This window comes from Mucilaginibacter calamicampi, assembly GCF_042676765.1.
In the GTDB taxonomy this organism is placed as follows: Bacteria; Bacteroidota; Bacteroidia; order Sphingobacteriales; family Sphingobacteriaceae; genus Mucilaginibacter; species Mucilaginibacter calamicampi.
The window spans coordinates 141,612-167,103 of the sequence record NZ_JBHTHU010000020.1 but is presented as its reverse complement, the minus strand read 5'-3'; the positions used below and the strand labels follow the sequence as shown (position 1 = coordinate 167,103).

Genomic DNA, 25,492 nt, shown 5'->3' with positions numbered 1-25,492 from the left:
TATTTTTGCTGTAAGCGTTTTCTGGCGCTTGTATATTATATCTGCATATGGCTGAGGTTAATTATAGTGAAGACAGCATACGGTCGCTTGATTGGAAAGAACACATCCGCCTGCGCCCGGGCATGTACATTGGTAAATTGGGCGATGGTTCTGCTTATGATGATGGCATCTACGTTCTGCTAAAAGAGATAGTTGACAACTCTATTGATGAGTTTGTTATGGGCGCCGGTAAAACTATAGACATAACCATAAGTGACCATAAAGTTTCCGTTCGAGATTATGGCCGGGGTATCCCTTTAGGAAAAGTAATTGATTGCGTATCAAAGATCAATACAGGTGGTAAATATGATAGTAAAGCATTCCAAAAATCGGTAGGCTTAAATGGTGTGGGTACTAAAGCGGTTAATGCTTTGTCAACTTCGTTCACCGTACAATCTTACCGCGATGGAAGAACTAAAATAGCCGAGTTTGAAAAGGGAGAACTGATCCGTGACGAGGCCGAAAAAGAAACCTCGCAACGCAATGGTACCGCTATCAACTTTTTCCCGGACGACAGCATATTCAGACATTACCGCTTTATCCCGGAGTTTATTGAGAACATGATATGGAACTATGTTTATCTAAACTCGGGCCTTACCATTAATTTTAACGGACAGAAATATTTTTCGGAACGCGGTCTTTATGATCTGCTAACCAAAAAGACTGACAATTCAGAAACCCTGCGTTATCCTGTTATTCACCTAAAAGGCGACGATATAGAGATAGCCATGACGCACGGACAGCAATATGGCGAAGAATATTATTCGTTTGTAAACGGGCAGCACACTACGCAAGGGGGCACGCACCAGGCGGCTTTTCGCGAAGCGGTGGTTAAAACCATCCGCGAGTTTTACGATAAAGATTTTGATGCTGCCGATGTTCGCGCGTCAATAGTGGCGGCAATAGCCATTAAGGTGCAGGAACCAGTATTTGAATCGCAAACCAAAACAAAATTAGGTTCACAAAATATTGGTCCGGAAGGGCCGTCTGTCCGCACCTTTATAGGTGATTTTGTTAAGAAAGAACTTGATAACTACCTGCATAGAAATACAGCTGTTGCTGAAGCGTTAAAGGCAAGAATACTGCAATCTGAGCGCGAACGTAAAGACATCGCGGGCATTAAAAAACTGGCTAACGAGCGCGCCAAAAAAGCATCTCTGCACAACCGTAAACTACGCGATTGCAAGGTTCATTTTGACGATAACCACGAACGTAAACAGGATACTACCTTGTTTATCACCGAGGGTGATTCGGCGTCGGGTTCCATCACCAAATCTCGCGATGTGATGACGCAGGCTGTGTTCAGCTTAAAAGGTAAGCCGCTAAACTGTTTCGGCTTAACCAAAAAGGTAGTGTATGAGAATGAGGAGTTTAACCTGCTGCAACACGCCCTTAATATTGAAGATGGTATTGATAATCTGCGCTATAACAACATAGTATTTGCTACCGATGCCGATGTGGACGGTATGCACATACGTTTGCTGCTAATGACCTTCTTTTTGCAGTTTTTTCCTGACCTGGTTAAAGCCGGGCATGTATCTATTTTGCAAACACCCCTATTCAGGGTACGTAATAAAAAGGAAACTATTTACTGCTACAGCGATGAAGAACGCCGCAACGCCATTGCCAAATTGGGTGTAAAGCCGGAGATTACCCGCTTTAAAGGTTTGGGCGAAATATCGCCTGAGGAGTTTGGTTTGTTTATAGGTAAGGATATGCGCCTTGACCCTGTAATATTAAAAGATGCCAACATAAAGGGTTTGCTTGAATATTTTATGGGTAAAAATACGCCCGCGCGCCAGCAACATATTATAGGTAACCTGAGGGTTGAAAAGGATGATGAGACGGTGAATCCTATGATTGCGGATAAAGAAGAAGAGGAGGAGTTGCCGATAGCTGTGTAGTTTCTTTGTTAAGAAATCCGACGGAAAAAACCTGGAGAAGATGAATTTTCAGCAATTTAAGAACGATATAGAGCTAATTTTCGAAGACAAGTTCGACTTTGATTTGCTAGAGTTTAGGTATCTTCCTTACAGTTTTGGGCACGGCACTCTGGTCTATCGTATAAAAGGATATATTGTCCGATTTACTTTTGACGGCAGAGATAAATTGCTGACTTGTGAACGAAGCAACTTTCATGACAAATATCCCAATTGCGGTTGGACAATTGTATTTGAAAGCGAAGGATTAGTTTTAATTGGGAAACAGATAGAAACAGTATTAAATATTATACCCAATTAATCCGAGGTATAACTCATTAAAATACTGATTCATTGTTGTTAATTAAATTTCCCTCTCGCCATCCTCTCCAACGCGTCAATAAACATTGGCGAATCATTCAGGCTTTCCACTAATTGTACATGCTCGCCTCCCAAGGCTTTAAACTCATCGCCATACTCAACTGTAACTTCGTAAACAGTTTCCAGGCAGTCGGCAACAAATGCAGGGCAGAACACCAGCAGGCGTTTTTTACCTTCTTTGGCTAATTGCTCAACTACTTTACTGGTGTAGGGTTGTACCCACGGGTCGTTACCCAGGCGGGATTGGAAGCAAACGGTATATTTTTCTTTCGGAAGATTTAATTGTTCAGCAATTAGGCGTGCTGTATCATAACTCTGTGCCGAATAGCAGAATTTGTTGGTATCATTCAACGTATCGCAACAGCCATCTACTTTAAGGCAGTAGTTGTGGGTGTGGTCGCATTTCATTATCTGACGCTGCGGCAGGCCATGAAAGCTGAATAAAATGTGGTCGTAAGTTTCCGGCTGATACTTACGCGCGTTTTGGGCAAAAGTGGCAATCATCAGGTCATCATCATGAAATGAATTGATGAAGGTTACATTAGGTATAGTTTGCCACTCGCTTACCAGTTTCATCACCTTATCATGCACAGAACCGGTACTTGCCGATGCATATTGCGGAAACAATGGAATAACTTTTATCTCGCTTACCAGGTTTTTCTTCAATCTTTCTAAAGCCGATTCAATTGAAGGGCTTTGATAGCGCATGGCCAGCTCAACCTGGTACTCATCGCCAAGTCTTTCGGCCAAAGCCTTATGCTGCAAAATACTATAATGCAATAACGGTGATCCGGTTTCTTCACTCCAGATCTCTTTATACAGCTTAGCAGATTTAGGCGCCCTGAATGGTACGATCAGCCCCCTTACCAAAAGCGCGCGCGAAACCGGGTTAATATCAATTACCCGCCCATCCATCAAAAACTCGTTAAGGTATTTACGCACATCTGCAGTAGAAGGACTGTCGGGAGTGCCAAGGTTAACCAGTAATATGCCTTTTTTTGCCATAAGCCGCAAAAATAACAAAAAAAGTGCCTAAGCCCTCAAAGCTTATTTTTATTACAAAGCAATTAAAAAGCTGATAATGCTTACCTAATTGTTTATCAAAATTGCTGTAACAATGGGGCTGGTTTATCGTCTTACAATTAGTTTTTCTATATTTATGCCATGCCGGTAAAAACCAGTTTTCGCGAGAATGTTTCTATAGCCATGCAATCTATTGCGGGTAATCGTTTACGCACATCGCTTACAGCGCTTATAATTGCCATAGGTATTATGGCGCTTGTTGGGATATTAACCGCGGTTGAGGGTATAAAGCAATATACTACTGATGCATTCTCAAGTTTGGGCGCTAACTCGTTCACCATCCAAAATCGTGGCTCGGGCATACGTTTTGGCGGTGGCCGCAGAAAAACCTATCCGGCTATAACTTACAGCCAGGCATCACGCTTTAGGGATAAATTTAAATTTCCGGTAAATATTGCCATCAACCTGAATGTTTCCGGAACGGCCCTTGCCAAGTATGCCAGTAATAAAACTAATCCTAACGTTAATATAACCGGTTCTAACGAAAATTATGTACAGACCAACGGCTATAAGTTGGCGTTAGGCAGAAATTTTTCTGACGCGGAGCTACAGCATGGTGCCAATGTGGTTATAATTGGAGAAGAGGTGAGGGAAAAGCTATTTAAGAAAATTGACCCTATAAACAAGTCTATTTATGTAGGTAGCAACAAATACAGGGTAATAGGGGCATTCGCGTCTAAAGGATCGGGTATGGGTGGCGGTGGCGACCGTTTGTGCCTTATACCTATTTTAAAAGCCAAGCAAATTGCAACAACTACTAATCCTTCATTTACCATAGCTGTAATGGTTAAAGGCCCTGATGCGCTTGATGCTACTACCGGCGAGGCCACGTCTATGTTTAGAAATATACGCAGTCTTAATGTGGCAGCACCAGATAATTTTGAGATTGTACGCAGTGATTCTGTTCAACAGCAGCTGTCAGGGCAGATAACCGGCATGACCATAGCCGGGTTTGGTATTGGTATAATTACACTGCTTGGAGCAGCCATCGGACTGATGAATATCATGTTGGTATCAGTTACAGAACGTACCCGCGAAATCGGCGTTCGTAAGGCTATAGGCGCAACACCTGCCGTAATACGTAAGCAGTTTTTAATTGAAGCCGTTGTAATATGTATTATCGGCGGTATTGGCGGTATGATATTGGGCATGGCCATTGGTAACCTTATTGCCGTTGGCATTAGCGGCAAGTTTGTTATCCCATGGATCTGGCTGCTGTCGGCATTTGCAATTTGTACCTTTATTGGGTTAGCGTCCGGATTTTATCCTGCTAAAAAGGCATCCAATCTTGATCCGGTAGAGGCGCTGAGATACGAATAATTTCGGATTTCGAATTTTCGATTTCGGATTTGTTTTGATTGGAAATCCAATCAGGTTTTAAATTAAACTTCTTTACATTTTATCAGCACATCTGCATATTCGCCCATCTACAACAGCTTAATATTCTTTAGCTGGCAATTATCAAAGAGCAATTTTTCAACGTAGGGCGTTGTAAGTGCATCTTTTAACGCGTCAGCATGGCGCGGGTGGTGCATATCGCTCGAAATAAAATCAACAAGCTTCAGGTCCACCATTTCTTCGGCTCTTTTTTTTGTTTCGCGACCATAATAACCCACAAGCGATACTGTATTCAGTTGCATGCTGCAACCCCATCCACGCATCATAGCCATGGTTTCGGTAGTTAAGTAAGGATATCTTTCGGGGTGCGCCAAAATGGGTTTATAACCCGCTTGCGACATTTTTCGCATAGCCTCAAACCAATTGGTAGGTTGGTTAATGAAAGAGTATTCATATAACACGTAGTTGTCGCCAAAAGGCAACAATTTGCCTGCGTCTATACGGGGCTCAAAAGTTTCATCAAAATAATGTTCGGCAGCGGCCTCTATTTGTATATCTATGCCTTGCTTAACAAGTTCTTCTTTTAAAAGCGTTAACGCGTTGCCAATGGTTTCGGGCGTATTGCGGTAAAAATCAATCATTACGTGTGGCGTGGCAATAATTTTTTTTATGCCCAGATCCATCATTCGTTTTATTAAAATGATGGATTGTTCAACGTCTTGCGCGCCATCGTCAATACCCGGTAAAACATGCGAATGCATATCTACCGCGATAGACTCGTAGTTAAATGTGGGTTCCTGTTTAGGTTTCTCTTTTTTCTTAAAAAAATTAAACATTATCTATCATTGTATTGGTCGGCGTAATATTGCTGGTAATGGCCTGAAGTAACATCGTTCAGCCATTCTTCATTTTGAAGGTACCAGTCAACCGTTTTTTCAAGCCCTTCTTCAAATGTAATACCGGGTACCCAACCAAGATCGGTTTTTAATTTTGTTGCGTCAATAGCGTACCGTAAATCGTGTCCGGCTCTATCTGTAACATAAGTTATCAGTTTTTCTGATGTACCCGGCGCTCTGCCCAACTTTGTATCCATTATATGGCAAAGCAGCTTTATCAGATCAATGTTTTTCCACTCGTTATGGCCGCCTATGTTATAGGTTGTACCCGCTTTTGCTTTATGAAAAATTACATCAATAGCGCGCGCATGGTCTTCCACCCATAGCCAGTCGCGGATGTTTTCTCCTTTACCGTATACAGGTACCGGTTTGTTGTTTTTGATGTTATTTACTGCCAGCGGAATTAATTTTTCGGGGAAGTGATATGAACCATAATTGTTTGAGCAATTTGATATCACAGTATCCATGCCGTAAGTATCATGATACGCGCGCACAAAATGATCTGATCCCGCTTTTGATGCAGAATAAGGAGAGTGTGGGTCATAAGCGGTCTGTTCGGTAAACATACCTTCTTCGCCTAAACTGCCGTAAACCTCATCTGTAGAAACATGATAAAAACGCGTTTTATCATAATTGTCTTTCCAGGTCTCGCGCGCGGCGGTCAATAAATTAACAGTGCCCACCACATTGGTCAAAACAAACTCTGCCGGGTCGGCAATTGACCTGTCTACGTGCGATTCTGCAGCAAGGTGTATCACCGCATCGGGTTTTTCATAGCCAAAAAGCTGGTTAATAAAAGCTATGTCAACTATGTCGCCTTTTATAAATTTATAATTGGGTTCGTTTTCAATATCCTTTAAGTTAGCCAGATTGCCGGCATAAGTCAGCTTATCAAGGTTGATGATATTATACTGCGGGTAGTTTTTTACAAACCTGCGTACCACGTGCGAGCCGATAAAGCCCGCACCCCCGGTAATAATTATCTTTTTCATTTTATAGGGTTGGCTTTTAAAGATTGCTCCCATACCCATGCAGATCGCATCATGTCTGGCAGGGTATATACGGTTTCCCATTCAAGCTGCTCATTTGCTTTAGTGGTGTCGGCGTATACCGCTTCAACATCACCACCTCTTCTGGGAACCAATTTATAGTTGATCTTGATACCTGTAGCTTCGGCAAAAGCATTCACCATGTTCAATACAGAATAGCCCTCGCCGGTGCCTATATTAAAAACATCATACCAACCTTGTTCTTTGTTTACTTTAAACAACCGCTCAACGGCTTTAATGTGGGCGCGGGCTACATCGCTTACATGTATGTAATCGCGTACGCAGGTGCCGTCGGGCGTATTGTAGTCGCTGCCAAAAATATTAAGCGCTTCGCGTTTGCCCAAAGCTGTTTCGGTAATGTAAGGTATAAGGTGATGCGGAATGCCGTGCTGTACCTCGCCAATAAGCGCACTTTTATGCGCACCTACCGGGTTAAAGTATCGCAAAGATATAGCGTTAATATGCCCGGCCTTTGTAGTAAACTCAATTATTTCTTCGCCCATTTGCTTGGTGTTACCATAAGGCGACGCCGCTTTTTGTATAGGCGTGGCTTCTGTTACAGGCAATGTTTCGGGGTTTCCGTAAACCGTACATGATGATGAAAACACAAGCGGCTTAATGCCGAATTTACGCATGCATTTCATTAGGTTGATCTGCGAATACAGGTTGTTCTCAAAGTATTTTAATGGCTCTGTAACCGACTCAAATACTTGCAAAACAGCAGCAAAGTGTATAACAGCATCAATATCCGGATGCTTTATAAAAACATGCTCCAACTCATCGTAATTGCACATTTCGGTTCTGAAAAAAGCAGGGCGCTTGCCTGTAATTTTTTCAATGCGGTTTAATACATCGCGGGATGAGTTGGAAAGATTATCTATTATCACAACGTCATACCCGGCTTCTAAAAGCTCAACAACCGTATGCGATCCGATATATCCTGTGCCGCCGGTTACTAATATTTTGCTCATGATTATCTACTATAACGCTTAAAATCTTTGTGTTCTACTTTTTCAAGTACTTCTTTAGGCAGTGATTTAAAGTATTCGTAAGTGATCTTTAAACCTTCTGCGCGGGATACTTTAGGCTCCCAGTTTAAAATGGCCCTTGCCTTGGTAATATCAGGGCGGCGTTGTTTAGGGTCATCTGTAGGTAATGGCCTGCCCTCTAATTTTTGATCGGTACCGGTAAGTTTTATAATCTCCTCGCCAAATTGACGGATGGTGATCTCGTCAGGATTGCCAATGTTAACAGGGTGTGGGTAGTCACTAAAAAGCAAGCGATAAATACCCTCAATCAGGTCGTCAACATAACAGAAAGAGCGCGTTTGCGATCCATCCCCAAACATGGTCAACGGTTCGCCACGTAATGCCTGGCCAATAAAAGCGGGTAGTACACGCCCGTCGTTAAGGCGCATACGTGGGCCGTAGGTGTTAAATATGCGTACTATGCGCGTTTCTACGCCATGAAAGGTATGGTAAGCCATGGTTATAGCTTCCTGAAAACGTTTTGCCTCATCATAAACACCGCGCGGGCCCACCGGGTTAACATTTCCCCAGTATTCTTCGGGCTGTGGGTTAACGCTTGGGTCGCCGTATACTTCTGATGTTGACGCTATAAGCATCCGCGCATTCTTTGATTTGGCCAGGCCTAACAGATTGTGTGTACCTAACGAACCTACTTTAAGGGTTTGTATGGGTATTTTCAAATAATCAATAGGGCTTGCCGGCGATGCGAAGTGCAGTATATAATGAAGCTCGCCGGGTACGTGTACAAAATTAGAAACATCGTGATTGTAAAACTCAAAGTTTTCCAGTTTAAACAAATGTTCAATGTTTCTAAGGTCTCCGGTTATCAGGTTATCCATTGCAATAACATGAAAATCTTCTTTAATAAATCTATCGCAGAGATGCGACCCTAAAAAACCGGCGGCGCCGGTAATTAATATTCGTTTGCGAGCCATAATGCTTTATAATGTCACTTTTTATACGTGGGTAGTCAATTTTTGTTGCTGCTAAGGTACTTATTTACGTTAAAGATTTTATAAGTAAATGTGCCTGTTAAAGTTAATTTTGCACTGTTAATTTTGATCAGAAACCCTGTTTTTTATGAGATCAGTCGCTGCTCAAAATAATTTTTTAATCCGTGTGAAACTAAGAATAGTAATTTAGCTTTTAATGCTGTTTGTTTATAACATAGCCATTCGTATTTATTACATGCTTATTCGCCTGGCATCCTTATTCAACAATAAGGCAGCTTTATGGGTGCGCGGGCGTAATAAACAGGTAGTTAAACAACATACCAGGAGCTTGTGGTTCCATTTTGCTTCGCTGGGCGAGTTTGAGCAGGGGCGGCCCGTACTTGAACAGCTAAAGCAACAACATCCGGATCAGGAAATTGTTATCACATTTTTTTCACCATCGGGTTACGAAGTAAGGAAGAATACCCCATTGGCCAACGCGGTTTATTATTTGCCTTTAGATACCGCCGCAAACGCCGGCAATTTTATTGCAAAAATAGACCCCGCTATAGCCGTTTTTACCAAGTACGAATATTGGTTCTATTTTTTTGCTGAGCTGAATAAGCGCGAAGTCCCATTATATATAATATCAGGCATATTCAGGCCGGGGCAGGTGTTTTTTAAATGGTATGGAGGGCTGCACCGTAAAATCCTTGGCTTTGTAAACCATTTTTTTGTGCAGGATGAGCGCTCTGTACAATTACTGAGGGAGATAAACATTACCAATGCCACAGTTAGCGGCGATACCCGGTTTGACCGCGTTTGGACAAATGCGCAACACCCCCAAAATATTCCGTTTATTGATGAATTTAAAAATGGACAAAAATTATTCATTGCAGGCAGTTCCTGGCCGGCTGATGAGGCGTTGCTGGTTGAACTGGTAAAACAGTACCCCGATTGGAAATTTATTTTTGCTCCGCACGAGATAGAAGAGGATAAAATAGCCAACCTGTTAAACCTATTGCCCGCGAGCGAAACTATAAGATACTCACACCTAAAAGCTCAAAACCTACAACTTAAAGCAAACCAGGCAATGGTAATTGACAACATAGGCATGCTGTCGTCATTGTATCAATATGCGGATATTGCTTATATAGGCGGCGGGTTTGGCGCTGGGATACATAATACGTTGGAAGCAGCAGCATTCGGTTTGCCGGTAATATTCGGTCCGAATTACCGGCGCTTTAACGAGGCTTGCAACCTGATAACTGAAGGAGCCGGTTTTGCCATTGCGAATGAAGACGAGTTAAAGAACGTAGCGGCTAAGCTGATGAACGATCCGGATGCTTTGAAAAGCGCCGGGCAGAAGGCCCAAGACTACGTGCAACAAAATGTTGGCGCTACCGAAATGATAGCGAAGCATATTATTATAACTTATAACGGTTGATAAAGGGGGGGCTCAGGGTCTGCATGAACCCCCAAGAACCCCTGTGAGCCCCCGTGAGCCCCCCCCTCGGGGAAATTGTTTTAAAAAACAGAAGTGTTTACGTTTTGGCTAAAGCCAATTCATCCACAAGAACCTATCCCGTTGGTTGAAACCAACGGCAATGAGCTTTAACTTAAATTTCATTGCCGCCCCATTTATGGGGCGGATGAATCAAAATGATGCGGGCTTTAGCCAAATATGGGTTGATTTTTAAAAGCGATTTCCCTATCCCCCTAGTAATTATAAAGAATCTTTATTTTTATTGTATTTTTAAAGAAATTTCTTTATTATTGTACAAATATTATTGATATGACCTTTACCCAACCACCTCTTATTGAAGAAATTCGCGCTGAAGTACAGGCAACCACTCATCGTCAGCGTATGCAAAATTCTATGCGCACCCAGTTGCGGCGCAACCCGGATAATGACTTGTTTAAAATTAAAACAGCAGACCAATGGTTAAATGATGATTATGGCAAACCTGTTGCCCGCAAGTTAATAGGTAGCTTGTGGCATGAACATGAGCTTTGCATTTTATTTGCCGACACAAATTTGGGCAAATCTATTCTGGCGGTACAAATTGGTAGCGGCCTTGCCAAGCAAACCATGATGGAGCCGTTTGGCAGCCAGGTAAACGAGGCGCTTAAAGTATTGTATATTGATTTTGAATTAAGTTCAGCGCAATTCCGGGCGAGGTACACGCATAGAGAATATGGTTTACATCATTTCGGAGATCATTTTATAAGGGCAGAATTTAATCCGGCAGGCAGCAACCCTTTGTTATATGAGCAGTATGATGCTTATGTGCGGGACAATATTGAGAGCGCTATTAAGAATACCAAAGCACAGGTGTTAATAATAGATAACATTACCTGCATTGGCAGCCAAACCGGTAATACCACAGGGGCCTTACCGTTAATGAATAATTTGAAAGCGATAAAAGCAAAATATAAGTTAAGTGTACTGGTGCTTGCACATACACCCAAACGCAACGTTTATCGCCCCATTACCGTTAACGACCTGCAAGGCAGTAAAATGCTTATCAATTTTGCCGATAGCGCGTTTGCCATAGGCCAAAGCCATATTCAACCCGGCGTGCGTTATTTAAAGCAAATAAAGCAGCGTAACACCGCTAATGATTATGGCGGCGATAACGTTTGCCTTTTTGTAATTAAACAAGATGTAAGCTTTTTAAACCTTGAGTTTTTAGGCTACGATCAAGAGATCAACCATTTGCAAAAACCGGGTATTGGCATATCCGAAGAACATAAATTGCAAATTGCTGAACTAAGCCGACAGGGTCTTACTAAAAAGCAAATTGCCGATAATTTGAAAATAAGTATAGCTACGGTGAAGAGGTATAATTAGAATAGATGTTTTTTATTTAAATTAGTGCATTGGTCAAACTCACTTATGCCCCCTAAACTCACTATACTTTTTTTTTCTGCTATTTTCTGCCTGAATACAAGCAAAGCTCAAACATTTTTTGAACTTCAATCCAATTTTACACAGATTGACCTGCCAAAATATCCAAGTAAAGTAGCGGTTTCACTTAATCACTCTAACAATGAATTTGAGGTAGCTATAAATAAAGGGAAGCTTACAATTATTAAGAAGGGTAATGAAAATACTAATTGCAACCTCAAATTATCAAACGGAACTTTAGTTGGTATAGACAATGGAGAATGGGGCGGACAATTATTATTTAAGCCCAACGACGGTAAGAAAAAGAACATTGAAGTTCATAAAGGAAATATCAAATTTATCTTCAGATATAGGGATAAGATATATTTTATTGAAAGTTTAGCTCATCTAAGTATCAGTGAGGGCGCATTGTTCCAGTTAATACCAGCTAAAAATGGTTTTAGTACTACAAAGCTTATTGATTTTGGGGATGCTCCTTTAGCATTCACTATTTTTAATAACAAATTTTTGATAGCTACCTATGATAATTTTTATACAGTGTCCAATTTCAAAAAACAGCTTGTTGTTGAAAAGGCATTTTGGGATGGTTTATATCCAAACTCACTTGCAGTACTTAACGATAAAGATGTTTTTATAGGAATGCGAGGAGGGGTAGCGATGTTAGATTTGACTACGGGAAGTTTAAAGTTTTACAAATACAATTACGAATAAATACTCGTAAATTACTTATGCTTCGGCCCCATAAAGAAAGTAAGCTCGCCACCGCCCATTAAATCAGCATGAGTTAAAAATGGTGTCTTAATCTCTTTGCCGTTCAATAACAACTTTTGCACATACACATTTTTTTCGCTCTGATTATTTACCTTGATGTTAAGCGTTTTGCCCTTGCCTAATTGAACAACAGCCTCATCAACTGCCGGACTGCCGACGGCGTATTGATCAGATCCCGGCGCTACCGGATAAAAACCAAGTGAGCTGAAAATATACCAGGCACTCATCTGCCCGGTGTCGTCATTTCCGCCCAAACCATCAGGTGTAGGTTTATACATTTTAGGCAATATCATGCGGATGCGCTCCTGTGTTTTCCAGGGTTTATCTGTCCAGTTATACAAATAAGCCACATGGTGCGATGGCTCGTTGCCGTGCACGTAGTTGCCGATAATGCCATCGCGGGTAATGTCTTCTGTCTCCTCAAAAAATTTATCAGGCAGGTGCATCGTAAAAAGCGAATCAAGATAACCGACAAAGCGTTTGTTGCCGCCCATCAGTTTTATTAGTCCGGCGGGGTCATGTGGCGCAAACAGGGTGTAGTTCCACGCGTTGCCCTCAATAAATCCCTGGCCTATTGTCGTTAGCGCATCAAACTTTTTGCGGAAAGTACCATCGGCCAGGCGGGGGTGCATAAAGCCGGTTGCCGGGTTGTAAACGTTTTTATAGTTCTGTGCCCTTTTGCTAAACTCTTCATAAATGGCGGTATTGCCTAACTTTTTGGCCATTTGGGCAATGCACCAATCGTCATAAGCGTATTCTAAAGTTGATGATACCGAATTGCCATCGCGTTCATCAGGGATGTAGCCTTTATCTATATATAAACCAATATTCATGTACTTACGGCCCCGCGCTGTGGTTACACAAGCATCCAAAGCTGCATTGGCATCAAAAGGTGCATTGCCTTTAATAACCGCGTCGGCAATTACAGAAACACTATGATACCCGCTCATGCACCAATTCTCGTTAGCCGAGTTTGACCACACCGGTAAAAAATGCTCAGGGCTTTGCTGATAGTGCGCCAGCATAGACCGCACCATATCTGCATTGCGTTCGGGTTCAATAATGTTAAACAGCGGGTGTAACGCGCGGTAGGTATCCCACAAACTAAAGGTGGTATAATTGGTAAAGCCTTCGGCACGGTGCACGTTTTGATCAAGGCCTTTATATTGCCCGTCTGCATCCATATAAACCGTTGGGTTAATAAGGGTATGATATAGGGCGGTATAAAAGTTCTCTTTTGTTATCGTATTCCCTTTTATCTCAATTTTATGCAGCTCTTTTTCCCATTGCTGTTGCCCGTCTGCTTTTACCTTTTCAAAATCCCAGCCGGGTACCTCGGCGCGCATATTGTTTAGCGCGCCCTCCATACTTACAGGTGATAAAGCAACCTTGATCTTTATTTTTTCGCCCTCGTTAGTTTTAAAATCGAAATAGGCTTTTATCTGTTTACCGGCAATCTCGGGGAAATTGTTTCTTTGGTCAAACCTGCCCCAAAAACCACCATACACATTACGCAACGTATAATTGGCGAAGCCATGCGCAATAAAAGCTTTAGAAAATGCAATGGCAAAATATTGGGTACGGGTGCGTGCCCAGCCATTGGTTTGGCGGAAACCAATAACGGTAGTGTCATCCACCACCCGCAGGTAGGTCCACACGTTTTTATCGGGGTAATTGTAAATGCCCGCCACCATATCTAATATAATATGCGCGCTATCAGTTTTAGGGAAGGTATACTGATGAAATCCCACGCGGGTACTGGTGGTCATCTCGGCAGTTATGTTGTATTCATCCAATTTTACCTTGTAATAATTGGCTTCGCTGATCTCGTTCTGATGCGAGAAGGGCGAGCGGTATCCGCTGTGGGGCTGATCAGATCTGCCGGGGTTCAATTTAAGTTTACCGATGGTGGGCATCAACAAAATATCGCCCAGATCTGAATGGCCTGTACCGCTAAAGTGGGTATGACTAAAACCTGTTATTGTTTTATCCTCGTACTGATACCCCGCGCAATATTTATATACATCGGGGTTGTATTTTCCGTTCAGCTCATAGCTAATGGTATCTGTTTCTGGGCTTAGCTGCACCATGCCGAAGGGAACCGTTGCACCCGGAAAAGTATGCCCCATACGCTGGGTGCCTACAATGGGTTTAACATATTGAATAAGGCGGGTTTGAGCGGTGGCGACAAAGCCCGAAAGGGCCATGCATAAAAATATGAATTGCTTCATCAGGATGCGATCAGTTAATGTGGTGTAAATATAAACTAAGATCTGCAGGATTAATAGGGCGATAGGATCAGGATGTATTAATGAAGTGGAATTTAACAATAAGGCAACATGTTTTAATCTATATTAATAATATGTGCGCTTTTTATAATACAAAGTTAAAGTCGGGTTCACGCACACTTTACGCGGCCAAAATACTTTTGTGGCAACCAACAAAAAAGTATGAAACACAATTTACGCACAAAATTTACCCTGGCCGTATCATTGGCCACGCTAATGGCTGTCACTTTTGTAGCCTGCCGCAAAAGCGACAACAAAGAGGAGCCCGAGCCCACAGTAACGGAGCTGCCAAATTATTCTGTTAACCCTTCACTGGTAAAAACCTTATCGGGTTTTGAAAACGTTAAGATCACTACCCTTATCAGCAGCGATGATGTGCTTGCGGGTTCTCCTGATTTTGTATTTGGCGCGCAGCCAGACGGTGCAGGTATAATGAAAGACCCTAACAGCGATGGTTATATCATGATCAATAACCACGAGATATTGTTTTCAGTATCACGCGTTTACCTTGACAAAAATCTAAAACCTGTAAAAGGTGAATATATTGTTGATTCTGAAGGTGGTAAAATGCGCCTTTGCTCTGCTACCTTGGTAGACCAGGGTACTTATGGTTTTGGTCCGGTTTTCCTTACAGCAGGCGAAACTGATGGTGAATCAATGATACATGCTATTGACCCGCTTGGCCCGGTTTATAACAAAAAAGCTAACAGAACACTTACCGCTCTGGGTAAATGCAGCGCTGAAAACGCGGTGCCACTTCCTAAAGACGCTTACACAGGCAAAACCGCCATCTTTATTGGCGAGGACGAAAGCAGCCGCCAGGGTTTGGGTCAGGTTAATTTATATCTTGGTGCAACCGGCGATTTGAATGGCGGCAAATTATATATGCTACGCAGAAAAGATCTGAACGTTGTTGAAACAGACATGGCTGTAAATTCTGCTTACGATGTTGAATTTGTAGAATATACCGACGTTAAAACCAGCACCGGTGCACAACTTGCTTCACAAACGGTTGCAAAAAGCGCTATTCAGTTTGCACGCGTAGAAGATCTTGACTACGGTAAAGGCGGCGGTGCTGCCAGCAGAACCCTATACTTTACTGCAACAGGCGTTAGCCCTGACAGGGTTAACCCGGCTCCGGGCCTGACCATGTGGGGCCGAGTTTACAAACTGGAGCTTGATGCTACTGATCCGTTAAAAGGTAAGTTAACGCCATTGGTTGACGGTGGTATTGATCCGGGTAACAGCCTTGTAAATCCTGACAACATTTGCGTAACCAAAAACTTTGTTTACATACAGGAAGATGGCGACTCTTTCTACTCAGCTGTTAAACATGACGGCAGAATCTGGCAATATAACATAGCAACCAAAGCTTTAAAGCCGATGCTTGAAATGAATCACCGCCGTACAGAAACCGCGTTCAATTCAAAATATAATGTTGCTAACGATACCCGTTTAAGCACCTGGGAATACGGCGCTATGTATGATATATCTGACGTTACCGGCAAACCCAACACGTTTGTGGTTAACGTACACCCGCATACCTGGACAGACAACAAATTTTTAAATGCCGATGGTGGTGGTTTAACAACCAACAAAGAAGGCGGCCAGGTAGTTATACTTACCGGTTTAGAAAAATAGTAACAGCAATCACTTTTTAGCAGGTCGCTCATTAAAATGGGGACCTGCATTTTTTTTTATAACATGTTCAAAAAAACAGTTCCATTTATACTATTCTTATTTATTGTATTGCTTTCTTATTGTACTTTAAAAAGCAGCGACGTTAATAAAGATGTTAAAGCTCATCTGCTAAAACAGCTGGACACGCTTGATAATAGCACAATACAATTACTGGCTGCCGCCAACAGCACAGAGGCTAACCTGCAGCAGGCTTTTTTAAATACAAGAATAGCCTATAAAAAAATGGAATGGTTTAGCGAATACTACGCCCCAACCACTTCAAGGGAACTAAACGGAGCACCACTGCCAGAGATAGAAATAGAAGAGACCAAAGTTTTTGAGCCTTCGGGATTACAGGTAATTGAGGAGTATATTTATCCGTATGATAAGGCTGCTAAAACTGATCTGGTAAGAGAAATAAATTCCTTCAAGTCAAGCCTTGTAAGATTACGTGTAATACTAAATGATACCGAGTTTACGCAAGCGCATATTTTAGATGCCTGCAAGCTGGAGGTGTTCAGGATAATTGGGCTGGGCATATCGGGGTTTGATACGCCTATATGTAAAACGGGGGTAGAAGAAGCTGCAATATCATTAGCTGCTATTGCAGACGTTTTGAAATTATTTGGTGAGAACCCAACCCTGCAAGAGCAAATTAACGCGGCCATACTATACATTGGTAAATCGCCGGATTTTGACAAATTTGATCGAGCGGAGTTTATCATCAGGCACGCCAACGTTGTTAGTCGCGGCATATTAAACTGGCAAAACCAACTTGCCATTAAGCCTTTAAATACAGAACTGGCATTACACAACAGCACCGCTACGCTTTTTGATAAGAACGCTTTTAATGTTAAACACTTTGTAAATACCGCCGAAGCCATTCCCGACGCCAGAAAGATAGCATTGGGTAAATTGTTGTTTTTTGATCCGGTTATATCGGGCGCTACGCGTGCTTGCTCCAATTGTCATCAGCCGCAACTGGCCTTTACCGATGGATTGCCAAAAAGCGTAGCTTTAACACAGGGAAAGTTTGTTAAGCGTAATTCGCCAACGCTGATGTACGCCGGTTTGCAGAATAATCAGTTTTACGATATGCGTTCAAAGACCCTTGAGGGCCAGGCCACAGACGTTATTGCTAACAAGGATGAGATGCATGCGTCGGTAGAAGACGCGGCGCATCGGCTTGAAAAAAAGCCGGAGTATTTTAAACAGTTTAAAACGGCCTTCCCGGGAATGGACAGCGTTATTCGGCCACGCTATGTAATGATCGCGCTGGCAAGTTATGTGCGCTCACTTGCGCCATTTAACTCGCGCTTTGATCAATATATGAGGGGTAATAGCAGAAAACTTAGTAAGGATGAGATCAACGGTTTTAACCTGTTTATGGGTAAAGCCAAATGCGGTACCTGCCATTTTACACCGCTTTTTAATGGTACGGCCCCGCCTGTTTTTGCCAACACCGAGGCCGAAGTTTTAGGCGTACCTGCCGATCCGCGTGCTAAACACCCGGTGGTTGACCCTGATGAAGGTCGCTCTTTCCATAGCAAGATCAGTGAGATAAAGTATGCGTTTAAAACGCCGACATTAAGGAATATCGCTTTAACTGCACCCTATATGCACAACGGCGCTTTTAAAAACCTGGAGGAAGTAATAGACTTTTATGATCTGGGCGGCGGTGCGGGTATTGGTATTAATCTGGATAACCAAACGCTGCCTGCCGATAAGCTTAACCTTACCGTTAAAGAGAAGAATGACATCATTGCCTTTCTAAAATCGTTGACGGATGAGGGAGTAAAGTAGCGCTCAGGCTTCAGAAATGTTAAGGGTATTTAGTGATAGGGTGACTTTGTATTTTTTTAGCGCAAGCGGAGCAGGCCCTTTTACAACTTCGCCGGATAGGCTGTAGGTGCTTCCGTGCGTGGGGCATACAAACTGATTTTGCAGGGGCTTGTAATCAATGGTTGATCCCTGGTGGGTGCAAACAGAACTAAGCGCGACAAATGAATCGGCCGCTGCAGCGGTGCCGGTACGTAAAACTATTACATCTTTTACCCGCTTAAACTCGCCAACGTTTTTTAGTTCGGCAGTAAGGTCTACATTAAAATTGACCGGTTCTGATAAAGGTTCTATCGTACCCGGGCCATAAACTAAAAGAATATTGTCTGAAATTTTGATGGTGTACATCTTCAAATTAGCTTTTGCCGAACCGCTCAATACCCTGCCCTCAAGATCGAATATACTACCATGCGCCGGACATGAAAACCGGTTGGTTTGCCTGTTAAACTGAATGCTGTCGCCGGAAAAAACACAGGCCGCTTCTGCCGCGCGGAATGAATACGCTTCTGAACCGCTACCGGCTCTTACAACAATTACTCCTTTTTCAATTTTACTTTGCCCCAGATCAATCAAATTACTGCTTAGATCTATTTTTAAAAGGATGTTCGCATCCTCAGGCTCGGGCTCATTTTTTTTGCTGCAAGCCAGCAAACACCCCATGCATAATGCACCACCCGCAAGGGTTAGGCTGGCAATAAATTCGTCTCTTTTCATTTAAAGCGGTCCCCCTACGTGTGCATAGTTGGATATGGCCTTAAAATAACGGGCGAATATTAATACAAGGTTAGCCTACAGATAACTTTAACTTCAAATCCGCCGGACAATTTTATCAGGCTGAGCCTAAACCACTTTCCCTTTTTCCAATTTTAATACCTTATCAACACTATCGGGTATTTCGTGCCGGTAATGGGTAACGTAGATCAGCGTAACATTACTTAAACTACAAATGGTATCAACAAGGGCTTTAAAATGCTGCACCTGGTGGGTGTCCATTCCCTGGCATGGTTCATCAAAAATTAATAAGGGCGGGTTTTTTATAAGCGCGCGGGCCAGCAGGCAAAGTCGCTGAGCACTGGCCGGGATGTTTTTTAGCAGTACACGTGCATACTTGTCAATTTCTAAGGCCTTCATCCAGCGCAATGCTGTTTCGGCACGCTTTGGGTTGCTTGGCCTGAACAAGCCGAGCGTATCATAGTAACCCGACTCAATTACCTGCAGGCAACTGCTGTCTGTTGGAAAATACTGGTGCAACTCGGGCGACACGAATCCTGTTTTTTGTTTGATGTCCCATATACTTTCTCCGCTGCCGCGTTTTCTGTCAAACAATACAATATCGTTAGCATAAGCCTGTGGATTGTCGCCGTTAACCAGGCTCAGCAAAGTTGATTTGCCCGCGCCGTTGTGCCCCAGCAAAGCCCACTTATCGCCTGGCCTTACCTCCCAGTTTATGTTATCCAATACTACATTTTTGCCATATTTTATAGTCACATTTTTCATGCTGACTATAACGTCATAGGTTGCTGCAGGAGTTAGATTTAAAAGTGCTTTTATCTCGTTCTTATCAATGCTGGTGTTAGGAGGTAACGCAGCAAAGTTTGTTTCAAACTTGTTTTTAGGCCCCTGCCAGTTGACGGTGCCATTTTGTAGCACTGCTACATGGGTAATAATATCGGGCAGTTCATTCGGCGCGGTAGCCATTACTATAGTAATGCCCGATGCCGCTATTTCCGCTATAATATTATTAAACTCCTGCCGCGTTTCTATATCCAAACCGGTTAATGGGCTATCCAACAATAATAAAACAGGGTTTTTCATCAGCGCGGCGGCAATGCGCAAGCGCTTGCCCTCGCCATTTGAGAGTTTAATGAGCTGTTTTTCTTTAAGGCTTTCGAGTTTTAGAACGGAGGTTATCTTTTCAAAACTCCAATAGGTGTTACTATCTGTTAAGGGTTTTACAGATTTTAAATATTCTGAAACAGTAAGCGCGTCTTCAGAGTCTGACGAATTATAGCGCTGCTGGTAATAAAATTCAGTAGTGTTGGATAGATTTCTGAAATGATGCCTCGGTTCAACCATCGCTATCAGTTTGTGATGGGTAATGTAACCTTTCTGATCGGGGTGTTGGTTGATGTGATCTTCAAAAAAATGGTAATGCAAAACTCCCCCGGCGGCATTTAAATTCCCTGCAATGGTTTGCAGCAGCGCGCTTTTACCTGATCCGCTTTCGCCCACAATAGCCCAATGCTCACCTTTATTGATAGTGAAATTCAGATCGGCGAACACCGTGTTGTTAAACAGCCTTACGGTAGCATGCGTAATAGAAAATAGTGGTTGCATAGGGCCGTAAAAATAGTCATATATCGTTGATAAGCTAATAATAAAACAAACTGTAGTGATAACCCTACAATAAATTTTATGCGGAAACAGGTTTTAAACGTAGCCGTTAAAAAGGCGTGGTTTTTGAATGTGTTTGCTAAAATTTAGACCTATGAAAAAGTTAAGCCTACCCATCCTTATTTTATTTGTAGCAACGCTAAGCGGATGCGACGTTATAACCGGAATATTTAAAGCCGGTGCAGTAACCGGAATTGTTGCTGTTGTGGTTGTTGTTATTTTGATAATATGGCTACTGTCTAAATTCCGATCGAAATAAATATTTATAAATAAGAAAATAAATATTTTAAAAGTTAAAACAGTTTGCAAATACTAAGGTTATTTAATAAAAACATCTAAATATCATGGAAAACACAAAGGAAACAGTTGGGATTTTGAATGATCTGATAGAGATCAATAACGACCGCATAAAAGGTTTTGAGAATGCCTTAAAAGATGTAGAGGACGATGCTGAACTAAAGGCGACCTTTACAGAAAAAATAGGCGAAAGTCATCATTTAAAAATGCAATTAGCTAAAGAAGTAGAAGCCCTGGGACAGGATGCTGAAACAGGAACAAGCGTTAGCGGCACATTGCACCGTACTTGGTTAGATGTGCGTGCCAAGTTTACCGGCCACAGCGAGCACACTATTTTAGAAGATTGCGAATTTGGCGAGGACGCTATTTTAAAAGCTTACAAAAGCGCATTGGAAGAGGAGCATTTGCCTGCTTATGTAAGGGATATTTTGAATGACCAGCTTGTAGTTCTACAAGCCGCGCATGACGAGATAAAAGCGTTACGCGATAGCACAGTGAATTAACAACTGCCTAAAAACAAAAAAGGCCTCCGACAAACTCGGAGGCCTTTTTTGTTTAGCTAAAAATGGATTACATTTTAGCAGCTGTGTCTTTAGCAGCAGTATCAGCAGCGCCAGTGTCAGCAGCTGAAGTATCAGCAGCAGCAGGAGAATCAACAGCTGGAGAATCAGCAACTTTTTCTTCTGAACCTTTACAAGCAGCGAATGAAGTAGCGATAGCTAATGCTAAGAAAGCGATTTTTAAGTTTTTCATTTTTTTTAAAATTTTAAAAGTGACTATATAGTTTTGCTCTTAATACAGCAAAAAGAAAAAGGTAACCCACTTATTTTAAAAAAAGCAGGTTACCCTTTAAAAAATGCTAATAATCAGCGCTAAAAAATAAAAATTACATTTTAGCAGCAGTGTCTGCATGTGCAGTATCAGTCACATTAGAGTCAACGGTTACGTTTGAATCAACAGTAACGTTTGACTCAACTACAGTAGTGTCAGCACCTTTATCACCTTTACCATCGCATGCAGAAACAGTAGTAGCCAAAGCCAGGGCTACGAAAGCCAGTTTAAATAAGTTTTTCATAATAGAAATGTTTTTAAGTTATATGTAACTGTTAATACCTTTAAGAAAAAAAGGTAACCCAGTCTTTTTCAGAAAAACAAAATTGGAGTAAAGAAAAATCCGGTGCTTAATCTGCATAGCACATTGTAATAATATTTATACTTTTATTTTTTTATCGCCCGCGTTGGGTTACAATTTTATATAAAAGGTATTAAGTAGTGAATAAAGAGCTAAAAGATTCAACGCCAACAGACAGCGAAGTTATTCTTGGTATACTCAACAACTCTGAAACAGCATTAAAAAAGCTTTACGTTGCGTATTTTCCGATGATATTACAGCTGATTGTAAATAATAGCGGCGACGAGGACGATGCAAAGGATATTTATCAGGAAGCTATAATTGTTCTTTATAATAAGGTTAAAGCAGGCGATTTTGAGCTGAGCAGTAAGCTTAAAACTTACATCTATTCGGTTTGCCGGCGTTTGTGGTTAAAAAGACTGAACCAGATAAACCGTTATGGCGGCGATATTAAGGATTTTCAGGAATTTCTTCCGGTGGAGGAAGATGAGTCTGAAAGGCATGCCGACCGGGATATTCAGTTCAAAAAGATGGAAAGCGCATTGCAATTGCTGGGTGAACCCTGCAAAACCATTATGGAAGATTTTTACATACATAACAGATCAATGCAGGAGATCTGCGAACGTTTTGGCTACACTAATGCTGATAATGCTAAAACACAAAAATATAAATGCCTGCAAAGGCTGAAAAAGTTGTTTTTTCAGCAACAATAAACGGAGGGTAAAAAGATGAGCGAGAGTCAACTCTTAGAAAATATTGAGCGTTACTACAGTGGCGAAATGAATGCCACTGAGCGTAAGGAATTTGAGGCAAAGCGCAAAGCTGACGCCGGATTTGACGCGAAAGTTGTGGAGCATCAGCTTTTTGCCGGCTTGCTTAAGCAATACAGCGAACGTGTTGAACTTGAAAACCGTTTAAACGCCATACACCAGGAAATAGATGTGCATGATCTGAAGGAAAGCCTTATGGCGCATCCATCGTGGGTGGTGCGTATGTGGCGCAATCATCACTCCAAGATATCTGTTGCTGCTTCTGTGGCCATATTTGCTGCGTTAAGTATATTATTTGCTACCGGTAAATTTGAAAGCAGGAACAACATAGAAGCGCTTAATCGTAAGGTTGATCAATTGGATAGATCAAACGCTAACCTAAAAGCTTCTATCAGGGATATTAAATCGCAAAAAGCAACACCTGCTGATCGTTACAGCAGTACGGGTACAGGCTTCGCTATTACATCTGACGGCCTTATTGCTACCAACTATCACGTTGTAAGAGATGCGGATTCGGTTTATGTTCAAAATGAAGAAGGTAAATCATTTAAAGCTAAAGTTTTGTATACCGAGCCGCAGCATGATGTTGCCATCCTTAAAATAGTGGATGAGTCTTTTACCAATCTGGGCACTATTCCTTACGCTATAAGGCGTGCAGAAAGCTCAATTGCTGAACAATTGTTTACGTACGGCTATCCGGGTGGCACAGCGGTTTATCGTAATGGTTACCTTGCATCTAAATCAGGTTTTCGTGGTGATAGCATACACTATGAAATTGATATTCCTATTAACCCCGGTAATAGCGGCAGCCCGCTTTTAGATAGCAAAGGAAATGTTGTAGGCATAACTGATGCCAAACAATCGCAGTTTGAAGGTGCGCATTATGCCATTAAATCAAAATATCTGCTGGATGCAATCAGCAACATTCCTGAAGACTCATTAAGCAAAAAGATCACGCTTAGCAAAAAGAACTCGCTTGCCGGTTTAAGCTCGGTAGATAAGATAGAAAAGGTAAAGAAATTTACCTTTATGGTGAAAATATACGCGCAATAGCTTTTTTTAAGTAATAAACAAAAGAGACGCCTCTGTATCAGAAGCGTCTCTTTTTGTTTTAGCGGTCCACTTCGCCTAAAACAAAGTCTAAAGAACCTACTATGGCCACCAGATCGGCTATCATTACACCTTTTGATAATGCCGGAAGTACTGATAAATTATTAAAGCCCGGCCCCCGCGCTTTAGCACGGAAAGGCACCTCGGTATCCATCATACGTGTTGATCCGTCTTTGCTAAGCTCTTTATTTTGTTTGTGGATGAAATAGAAGCCTAATTCGCCCCGGGGGCCTTCGCAACGCACATAATAATCCTGTGGTTTGGGAACAAGCTTACGCGGTAGTTTGGCGCGTGGGTCAAACTCAGGTGTGCGTTTTAAATCTTTTTGTAAACGGTCCAGACACTGATCAATTATCTTTAAAGATTCGCCTATTTCATCAATACGTACTTTATATCTATCCCAGCAATCGCCCAGACTGCCCATCTCGCCTTTGCCTACCGGGATGTCAAAATCCAGTTCGGGATAAACAGAATAGCCGTCTATCCGGCGCAGATCATATTTTAAGCCGGATGCCCGGACAATTGGTCCGGAGCAGCCATAATTTATGGCTACATCAAGCGGCAATACCCCAACATTTGCGGCGCGACTGATAAAGATCTGGTTATTGGTGAGCAACTCATTCAGCTCAACCATTTTGGGTTTAAAATAATCAACAAATTGACGGCAACGTTCTTCAAACCCTACCGGCAGATCGTAAAACAAACCGCCAACCCATATATAGTTATATAATAGGCGCGAACCTGAGGCCCACTCCAACATACCCATTATATGTTCGCGGTCGCGAAAACACCATAAAAAGGGTGTAAAGGCCCCAATGTCAATACCGTATGTGCCAACTGCAATTAAGTGAGAGGCGATACGGTTAAGCTCGCAAACCAGCACGCGAATGTATTCTATCCGTTTAGGAATATCCTTATCGATGCCCAACATACGCTCTACGCCCATTACCCAGGCGTGGCTATTATTCATTGACGCCAGGTAGTCCATCCTGTCTGTAAACGGTATGGTTTGCTGATAGGTAAGTCGTTCGGCATGTTTTTCAAAACAGCGGTGCAGGTAACCCATATGGGGGATACACTCCTTAACAATTTCGCCATCAGTTATCAACTCCAACCGCAAAACCCCATGCGTAGACGGATGCTGCGGCCCCATGTTGAGCACCATGTCTTCTACAGCAGCTGTGGAAATTTTTTCGTGGTATGCTTGTAGTGCTTCTGTCACTTTTATATCGGATTTCGGATGTTCGATTTCGGATTTATTTATTTTGATTTTTTAATTTTTGGTTTTCTTTTGCTGTTTTGCCTATTGCTGTAAATATAGCAGTTAGTTCGTTTGCTTCATTTCTCAACTGCGCCATCACTGTTGGGCGCACCAAATCTGCTTCAATCATCAAATCAAGCCAGTAAATGCATTCATCTGCTTCCTCTTCACAGATTACAATTTTGTTTATGAAATCGGCTGTTGATTTACCTTTGCAGGCTGCCCGATAGTTAGCACCAACAGAAGTTGCGCTCCTTATCACTTGATTACATAAAACATTGAGTTCACGGCTATTTGGCAAGTTTCCAGTAAACCTGATTATGTCAACTGCAAATTTTTGCGATCTGCGTTTTAGCTCAGTTTTATCCATATAA

Annotated in this window: 23 protein-coding genes; 11 read left to right on the top strand and 12 right to left on the bottom strand. The window is 42.1% G+C overall.

What is annotated here, in order from left to right; translation table 11 throughout:
* Positions 1-47: 47 nt before the first annotated feature.
* Positions 48-1,943: a DNA topoisomerase IV subunit B gene (locus ACFQZS_RS15640; RefSeq protein WP_377101859.1), complete on the top strand. Its 1,896-nt coding sequence runs from the start codon at positions 48-50 to the stop codon at positions 1,941-1,943.
* A 375-nt stretch (positions 1,944-2,318) separates the two neighbouring features.
* Here ACFQZS_RS15640 and hemH read toward each other — a convergent pair whose 3' ends face one another.
* A complete protein-coding gene (hemH, locus tag ACFQZS_RS15635) occupies positions 2,319-3,344 on the bottom strand; it encodes a ferrochelatase (RefSeq protein WP_377101857.1) in 1,026 nt (341 codons plus the stop codon).
* Between the two features lie 159 nt (positions 3,345-3,503).
* On the opposite strand from hemH, the gene ACFQZS_RS15630 reads away from it, so the two are divergent.
* Entirely contained in the window at positions 3,504-4,742 is a 1,239-nt protein-coding gene (locus ACFQZS_RS15630) for an ABC transporter permease (protein ID WP_377101856.1), read from the top strand.
* Between the two features lie 107 nt (positions 4,743-4,849).
* Here ACFQZS_RS15630 and ACFQZS_RS15625 read toward each other — a convergent pair whose 3' ends face one another.
* The 4 genes from ACFQZS_RS15625 to ACFQZS_RS15610 are packed head-to-tail and all read right to left on the bottom strand — an operon-like array spanning position 4,850 to position 8,668.
* Positions 4,850-5,596: a tyrosine-protein phosphatase gene (locus tag ACFQZS_RS15625; protein ID WP_377101855.1), complete on the bottom strand. Its 747-nt coding sequence runs from the start codon at positions 5,594-5,596 to the stop codon at positions 4,850-4,852.
* Positions 5,596-6,648, bottom strand: coding sequence for a dTDP-glucose 4,6-dehydratase (gene rfbB / locus ACFQZS_RS15620; protein ID WP_377101853.1), 1,053 nt, complete (start codon positions 6,646-6,648; stop codon positions 5,596-5,598). Before rfbB ends, ACFQZS_RS15625 begins: the two co-directional genes overlap by 1 nt.
* Entirely contained in the window at positions 6,645-7,676 is a 1,032-nt protein-coding gene (galE, locus tag ACFQZS_RS15615; RefSeq protein ID WP_377101852.1) for a UDP-glucose 4-epimerase GalE, read from the bottom strand. The genes rfbB and galE overlap by 4 nt, the downstream gene beginning before the upstream one ends.
* Before the next feature lie 2 nt (positions 7,677-7,678).
* Positions 7,679-8,668, bottom strand: coding sequence for a UDP-glucuronic acid decarboxylase family protein (locus tag ACFQZS_RS15610; RefSeq protein WP_377101850.1), 990 nt, complete (start codon positions 8,666-8,668; stop codon positions 7,679-7,681).
* A gap of 214 nt (positions 8,669-8,882) precedes the next feature.
* On the opposite strand from ACFQZS_RS15610, the gene ACFQZS_RS15605 reads away from it, so the two are divergent.
* The 3 genes from ACFQZS_RS15605 (at position 8,883) to ACFQZS_RS15595 (ending at position 12,287) form a co-directional block, all read left to right on the top strand.
* Positions 8,883-10,112, top strand: coding sequence for a 3-deoxy-D-manno-octulosonic acid transferase (locus ACFQZS_RS15605; RefSeq protein ID WP_377101849.1), 1,230 nt, complete (start codon positions 8,883-8,885; stop codon positions 10,110-10,112).
* A 348-nt stretch (positions 10,113-10,460) separates the two neighbouring features.
* Positions 10,461-11,519 (top strand): AAA family ATPase, encoded by a 1,059-nt coding sequence (locus ACFQZS_RS15600; RefSeq protein ID WP_377101848.1) that lies wholly within the window; start codon positions 10,461-10,463, stop codon positions 11,517-11,519.
* Positions 11,520-11,564: 45 nt separating this feature from the next.
* Entirely contained in the window at positions 11,565-12,287 is a 723-nt protein-coding gene (locus ACFQZS_RS15595; protein ID WP_377101847.1) for a hypothetical protein, read from the top strand.
* A gap of 11 nt (positions 12,288-12,298) precedes the next feature.
* Here ACFQZS_RS15595 and ACFQZS_RS15590 read toward each other — a convergent pair whose 3' ends face one another.
* A complete protein-coding gene (locus tag ACFQZS_RS15590; RefSeq protein WP_377101846.1) occupies positions 12,299-14,578 on the bottom strand; it encodes a GH92 family glycosyl hydrolase in 2,280 nt (759 codons plus the stop codon).
* Between the two features lie 219 nt (positions 14,579-14,797).
* On the opposite strand from ACFQZS_RS15590, the gene ACFQZS_RS15585 reads away from it, so the two are divergent.
* Positions 14,798-16,276, top strand: coding sequence for a hypothetical protein (locus ACFQZS_RS15585; protein ID WP_377101844.1), 1,479 nt, complete (start codon positions 14,798-14,800; stop codon positions 16,274-16,276).
* 63 nt (positions 16,277-16,339) lie between these two features.
* A complete protein-coding gene (locus ACFQZS_RS15580; protein ID WP_377101843.1) occupies positions 16,340-18,118 on the top strand; it encodes a cytochrome-c peroxidase in 1,779 nt (592 codons plus the stop codon).
* A 3-nt stretch (positions 18,119-18,121) separates the two neighbouring features.
* Here the strand turns inward: ACFQZS_RS15580 and ACFQZS_RS15575 are convergent, their stop codons facing one another.
* Positions 18,122-18,868, bottom strand: coding sequence for a QcrA and Rieske domain-containing protein (locus ACFQZS_RS15575; RefSeq protein WP_377101842.1), 747 nt, complete (start codon positions 18,866-18,868; stop codon positions 18,122-18,124).
* 126 nt (positions 18,869-18,994) lie between these two features.
* Positions 18,995-20,491 carry an ATP-binding cassette domain-containing protein gene (locus ACFQZS_RS15570; protein ID WP_377101841.1) on the bottom strand — a complete coding sequence of 499 codons (1,497 nt, stop codon included), beginning with the start codon at positions 20,489-20,491 and terminating at the stop codon, positions 18,995-18,997.
* Between the two features lie 151 nt (positions 20,492-20,642).
* Here ACFQZS_RS15570 and ACFQZS_RS15565 point away from each other — a divergent pair, with 151 nt between their 5' ends.
* Both ACFQZS_RS15565 and ACFQZS_RS15560 read left to right on the top strand, forming a co-directional pair.
* Positions 20,643-20,807, top strand: coding sequence for a hypothetical protein (locus ACFQZS_RS15565; protein WP_377101840.1), 165 nt, complete (start codon positions 20,643-20,645; stop codon positions 20,805-20,807).
* Between the two features lie 85 nt (positions 20,808-20,892).
* On the top strand, positions 20,893-21,348 hold the full coding sequence (locus ACFQZS_RS15560; RefSeq protein ID WP_377101839.1) for a PA2169 family four-helix-bundle protein: 456 nt from the start codon (positions 20,893-20,895) through the stop codon (positions 21,346-21,348).
* 67 nt (positions 21,349-21,415) lie between these two features.
* Here the strand turns inward: ACFQZS_RS15560 and ACFQZS_RS15555 are convergent, their stop codons facing one another.
* Both ACFQZS_RS15555 and ACFQZS_RS15550 read right to left on the bottom strand, forming a co-directional pair.
* Positions 21,416-21,598 (bottom strand): hypothetical protein, encoded by a 183-nt coding sequence (locus tag ACFQZS_RS15555; RefSeq protein ID WP_377101838.1) that lies wholly within the window; start codon positions 21,596-21,598, stop codon positions 21,416-21,418.
* Between the two features lie 133 nt (positions 21,599-21,731).
* The gene (locus ACFQZS_RS15550; protein ID WP_377101837.1) at positions 21,732-21,920 is read right to left on the bottom strand and encodes a hypothetical protein; all 189 of its coding nucleotides are present in this window, start codon (positions 21,918-21,920) and stop codon (positions 21,732-21,734) included.
* Between the two features lie 197 nt (positions 21,921-22,117).
* Here ACFQZS_RS15550 and ACFQZS_RS15545 point away from each other — a divergent pair, with 197 nt between their 5' ends.
* Entirely contained in the window at positions 22,118-22,690 is a 573-nt protein-coding gene (locus ACFQZS_RS15545; protein WP_377101836.1) for an RNA polymerase sigma factor, read from the top strand.
* Between the two features lie 15 nt (positions 22,691-22,705).
* Positions 22,706-23,800: a trypsin-like peptidase domain-containing protein gene (locus ACFQZS_RS15540; RefSeq protein ID WP_377101835.1), complete on the top strand. Its 1,095-nt coding sequence runs from the start codon at positions 22,706-22,708 to the stop codon at positions 23,798-23,800.
* Between the two features lie 58 nt (positions 23,801-23,858).
* On the opposite strand, the gene ACFQZS_RS15535 is transcribed toward ACFQZS_RS15540, so the two are convergent.
* Positions 23,859-25,022, bottom strand: a complete 1,164-nt coding sequence (locus ACFQZS_RS15535; RefSeq protein ID WP_377101881.1) for an NADH-quinone oxidoreductase subunit D — start codon at positions 25,020-25,022, stop codon at positions 23,859-23,861.
* A 91-nt stretch (positions 25,023-25,113) separates the two neighbouring features.
* Positions 25,114-25,488, bottom strand: coding sequence for a four helix bundle protein (locus ACFQZS_RS15530; RefSeq protein WP_377101834.1), 375 nt, complete (start codon positions 25,486-25,488; stop codon positions 25,114-25,116).
* Positions 25,489-25,492: the final 4 nt, after the last annotated feature.

Bases quoted from the DNA above. Each gene is read 5' to 3' on its own strand.
- ACFQZS_RS15530 (WP_377101834.1), bottom strand. From the start codon at position 25,488: ATGGATAAAACTGAGCTAAAACGCAGATCGCAAAAATTTGCAGTTGAC.
- ACFQZS_RS15575 (WP_377101842.1), bottom strand. From the start codon at position 18,868: ATGAAAAGAGACGAATTTATTGCCAGCCTAACCCTTGCGGGTGGTGCA.
- ACFQZS_RS15560 (WP_377101839.1), top strand. From the start codon at position 20,893: ATGGAAAACACAAAGGAAACAGTTGGGATTTTGAATGATCTGATAGAG.
- galE (WP_377101852.1), bottom strand. From the start codon at position 7,676: ATGAGCAAAATATTAGTAACCGGCGGCACAGGATATATCGGATCGCAT.
- ACFQZS_RS15625 (WP_377101855.1), bottom strand. From the start codon at position 5,596: ATGTTTAATTTTTTTAAGAAAAAAGAGAAACCTAAACAGGAACCCACA.
- ACFQZS_RS15585 (WP_377101844.1), top strand. From the start codon at position 14,798: ATGAAACACAATTTACGCACAAAATTTACCCTGGCCGTATCATTGGCC.
- rfbB (WP_377101853.1), bottom strand. From the start codon at position 6,648: ATGAAAAAGATAATTATTACCGGGGGTGCGGGCTTTATCGGCTCGCAC.
- ACFQZS_RS15600 (WP_377101848.1), top strand. From the start codon at position 10,461: ATGACCTTTACCCAACCACCTCTTATTGAAGAAATTCGCGCTGAAGTA.
- ACFQZS_RS15540 (WP_377101835.1), top strand. From the start codon at position 22,706: ATGAGCGAGAGTCAACTCTTAGAAAATATTGAGCGTTACTACAGTGGC.
- ACFQZS_RS15605 (WP_377101849.1), top strand. From the start codon at position 8,883: ATGCTGTTTGTTTATAACATAGCCATTCGTATTTATTACATGCTTATT.
- hemH (WP_377101857.1), bottom strand. From the start codon at position 3,344: ATGGCAAAAAAAGGCATATTACTGGTTAACCTTGGCACTCCCGACAGT.
- ACFQZS_RS15555 (WP_377101838.1), bottom strand. From the start codon at position 21,598: ATGAAAAACTTAAAAATCGCTTTCTTAGCATTAGCTATCGCTACTTCA.
- ACFQZS_RS15565 (WP_377101840.1), top strand. From the start codon at position 20,643: ATGAAAAAGTTAAGCCTACCCATCCTTATTTTATTTGTAGCAACGCTA.
- ACFQZS_RS15580 (WP_377101843.1), top strand. From the start codon at position 16,340: ATGTTCAAAAAAACAGTTCCATTTATACTATTCTTATTTATTGTATTG.
- ACFQZS_RS15590 (WP_377101846.1), bottom strand. From the start codon at position 14,578: ATGAAGCAATTCATATTTTTATGCATGGCCCTTTCGGGCTTTGTCGCC.
- ACFQZS_RS15595 (WP_377101847.1), top strand. From the start codon at position 11,565: ATGCCCCCTAAACTCACTATACTTTTTTTTTCTGCTATTTTCTGCCTG.
- ACFQZS_RS15535 (WP_377101881.1), bottom strand. From the start codon at position 25,022: ATGGTGCTCAACATGGGGCCGCAGCATCCGTCTACGCATGGGGTTTTG.
- ACFQZS_RS15640 (WP_377101859.1), top strand. From the start codon at position 48: ATGGCTGAGGTTAATTATAGTGAAGACAGCATACGGTCGCTTGATTGG.
- ACFQZS_RS15630 (WP_377101856.1), top strand. From the start codon at position 3,504: ATGCCGGTAAAAACCAGTTTTCGCGAGAATGTTTCTATAGCCATGCAA.
- ACFQZS_RS15610 (WP_377101850.1), bottom strand. From the start codon at position 8,668: ATGGCTCGCAAACGAATATTAATTACCGGCGCCGCCGGTTTTTTAGGG.
- ACFQZS_RS15550 (WP_377101837.1), bottom strand. From the start codon at position 21,920: ATGAAAAACTTATTTAAACTGGCTTTCGTAGCCCTGGCTTTGGCTACT.
- ACFQZS_RS15570 (WP_377101841.1), bottom strand. From the start codon at position 20,491: ATGCAACCACTATTTTCTATTACGCATGCTACCGTAAGGCTGTTTAAC.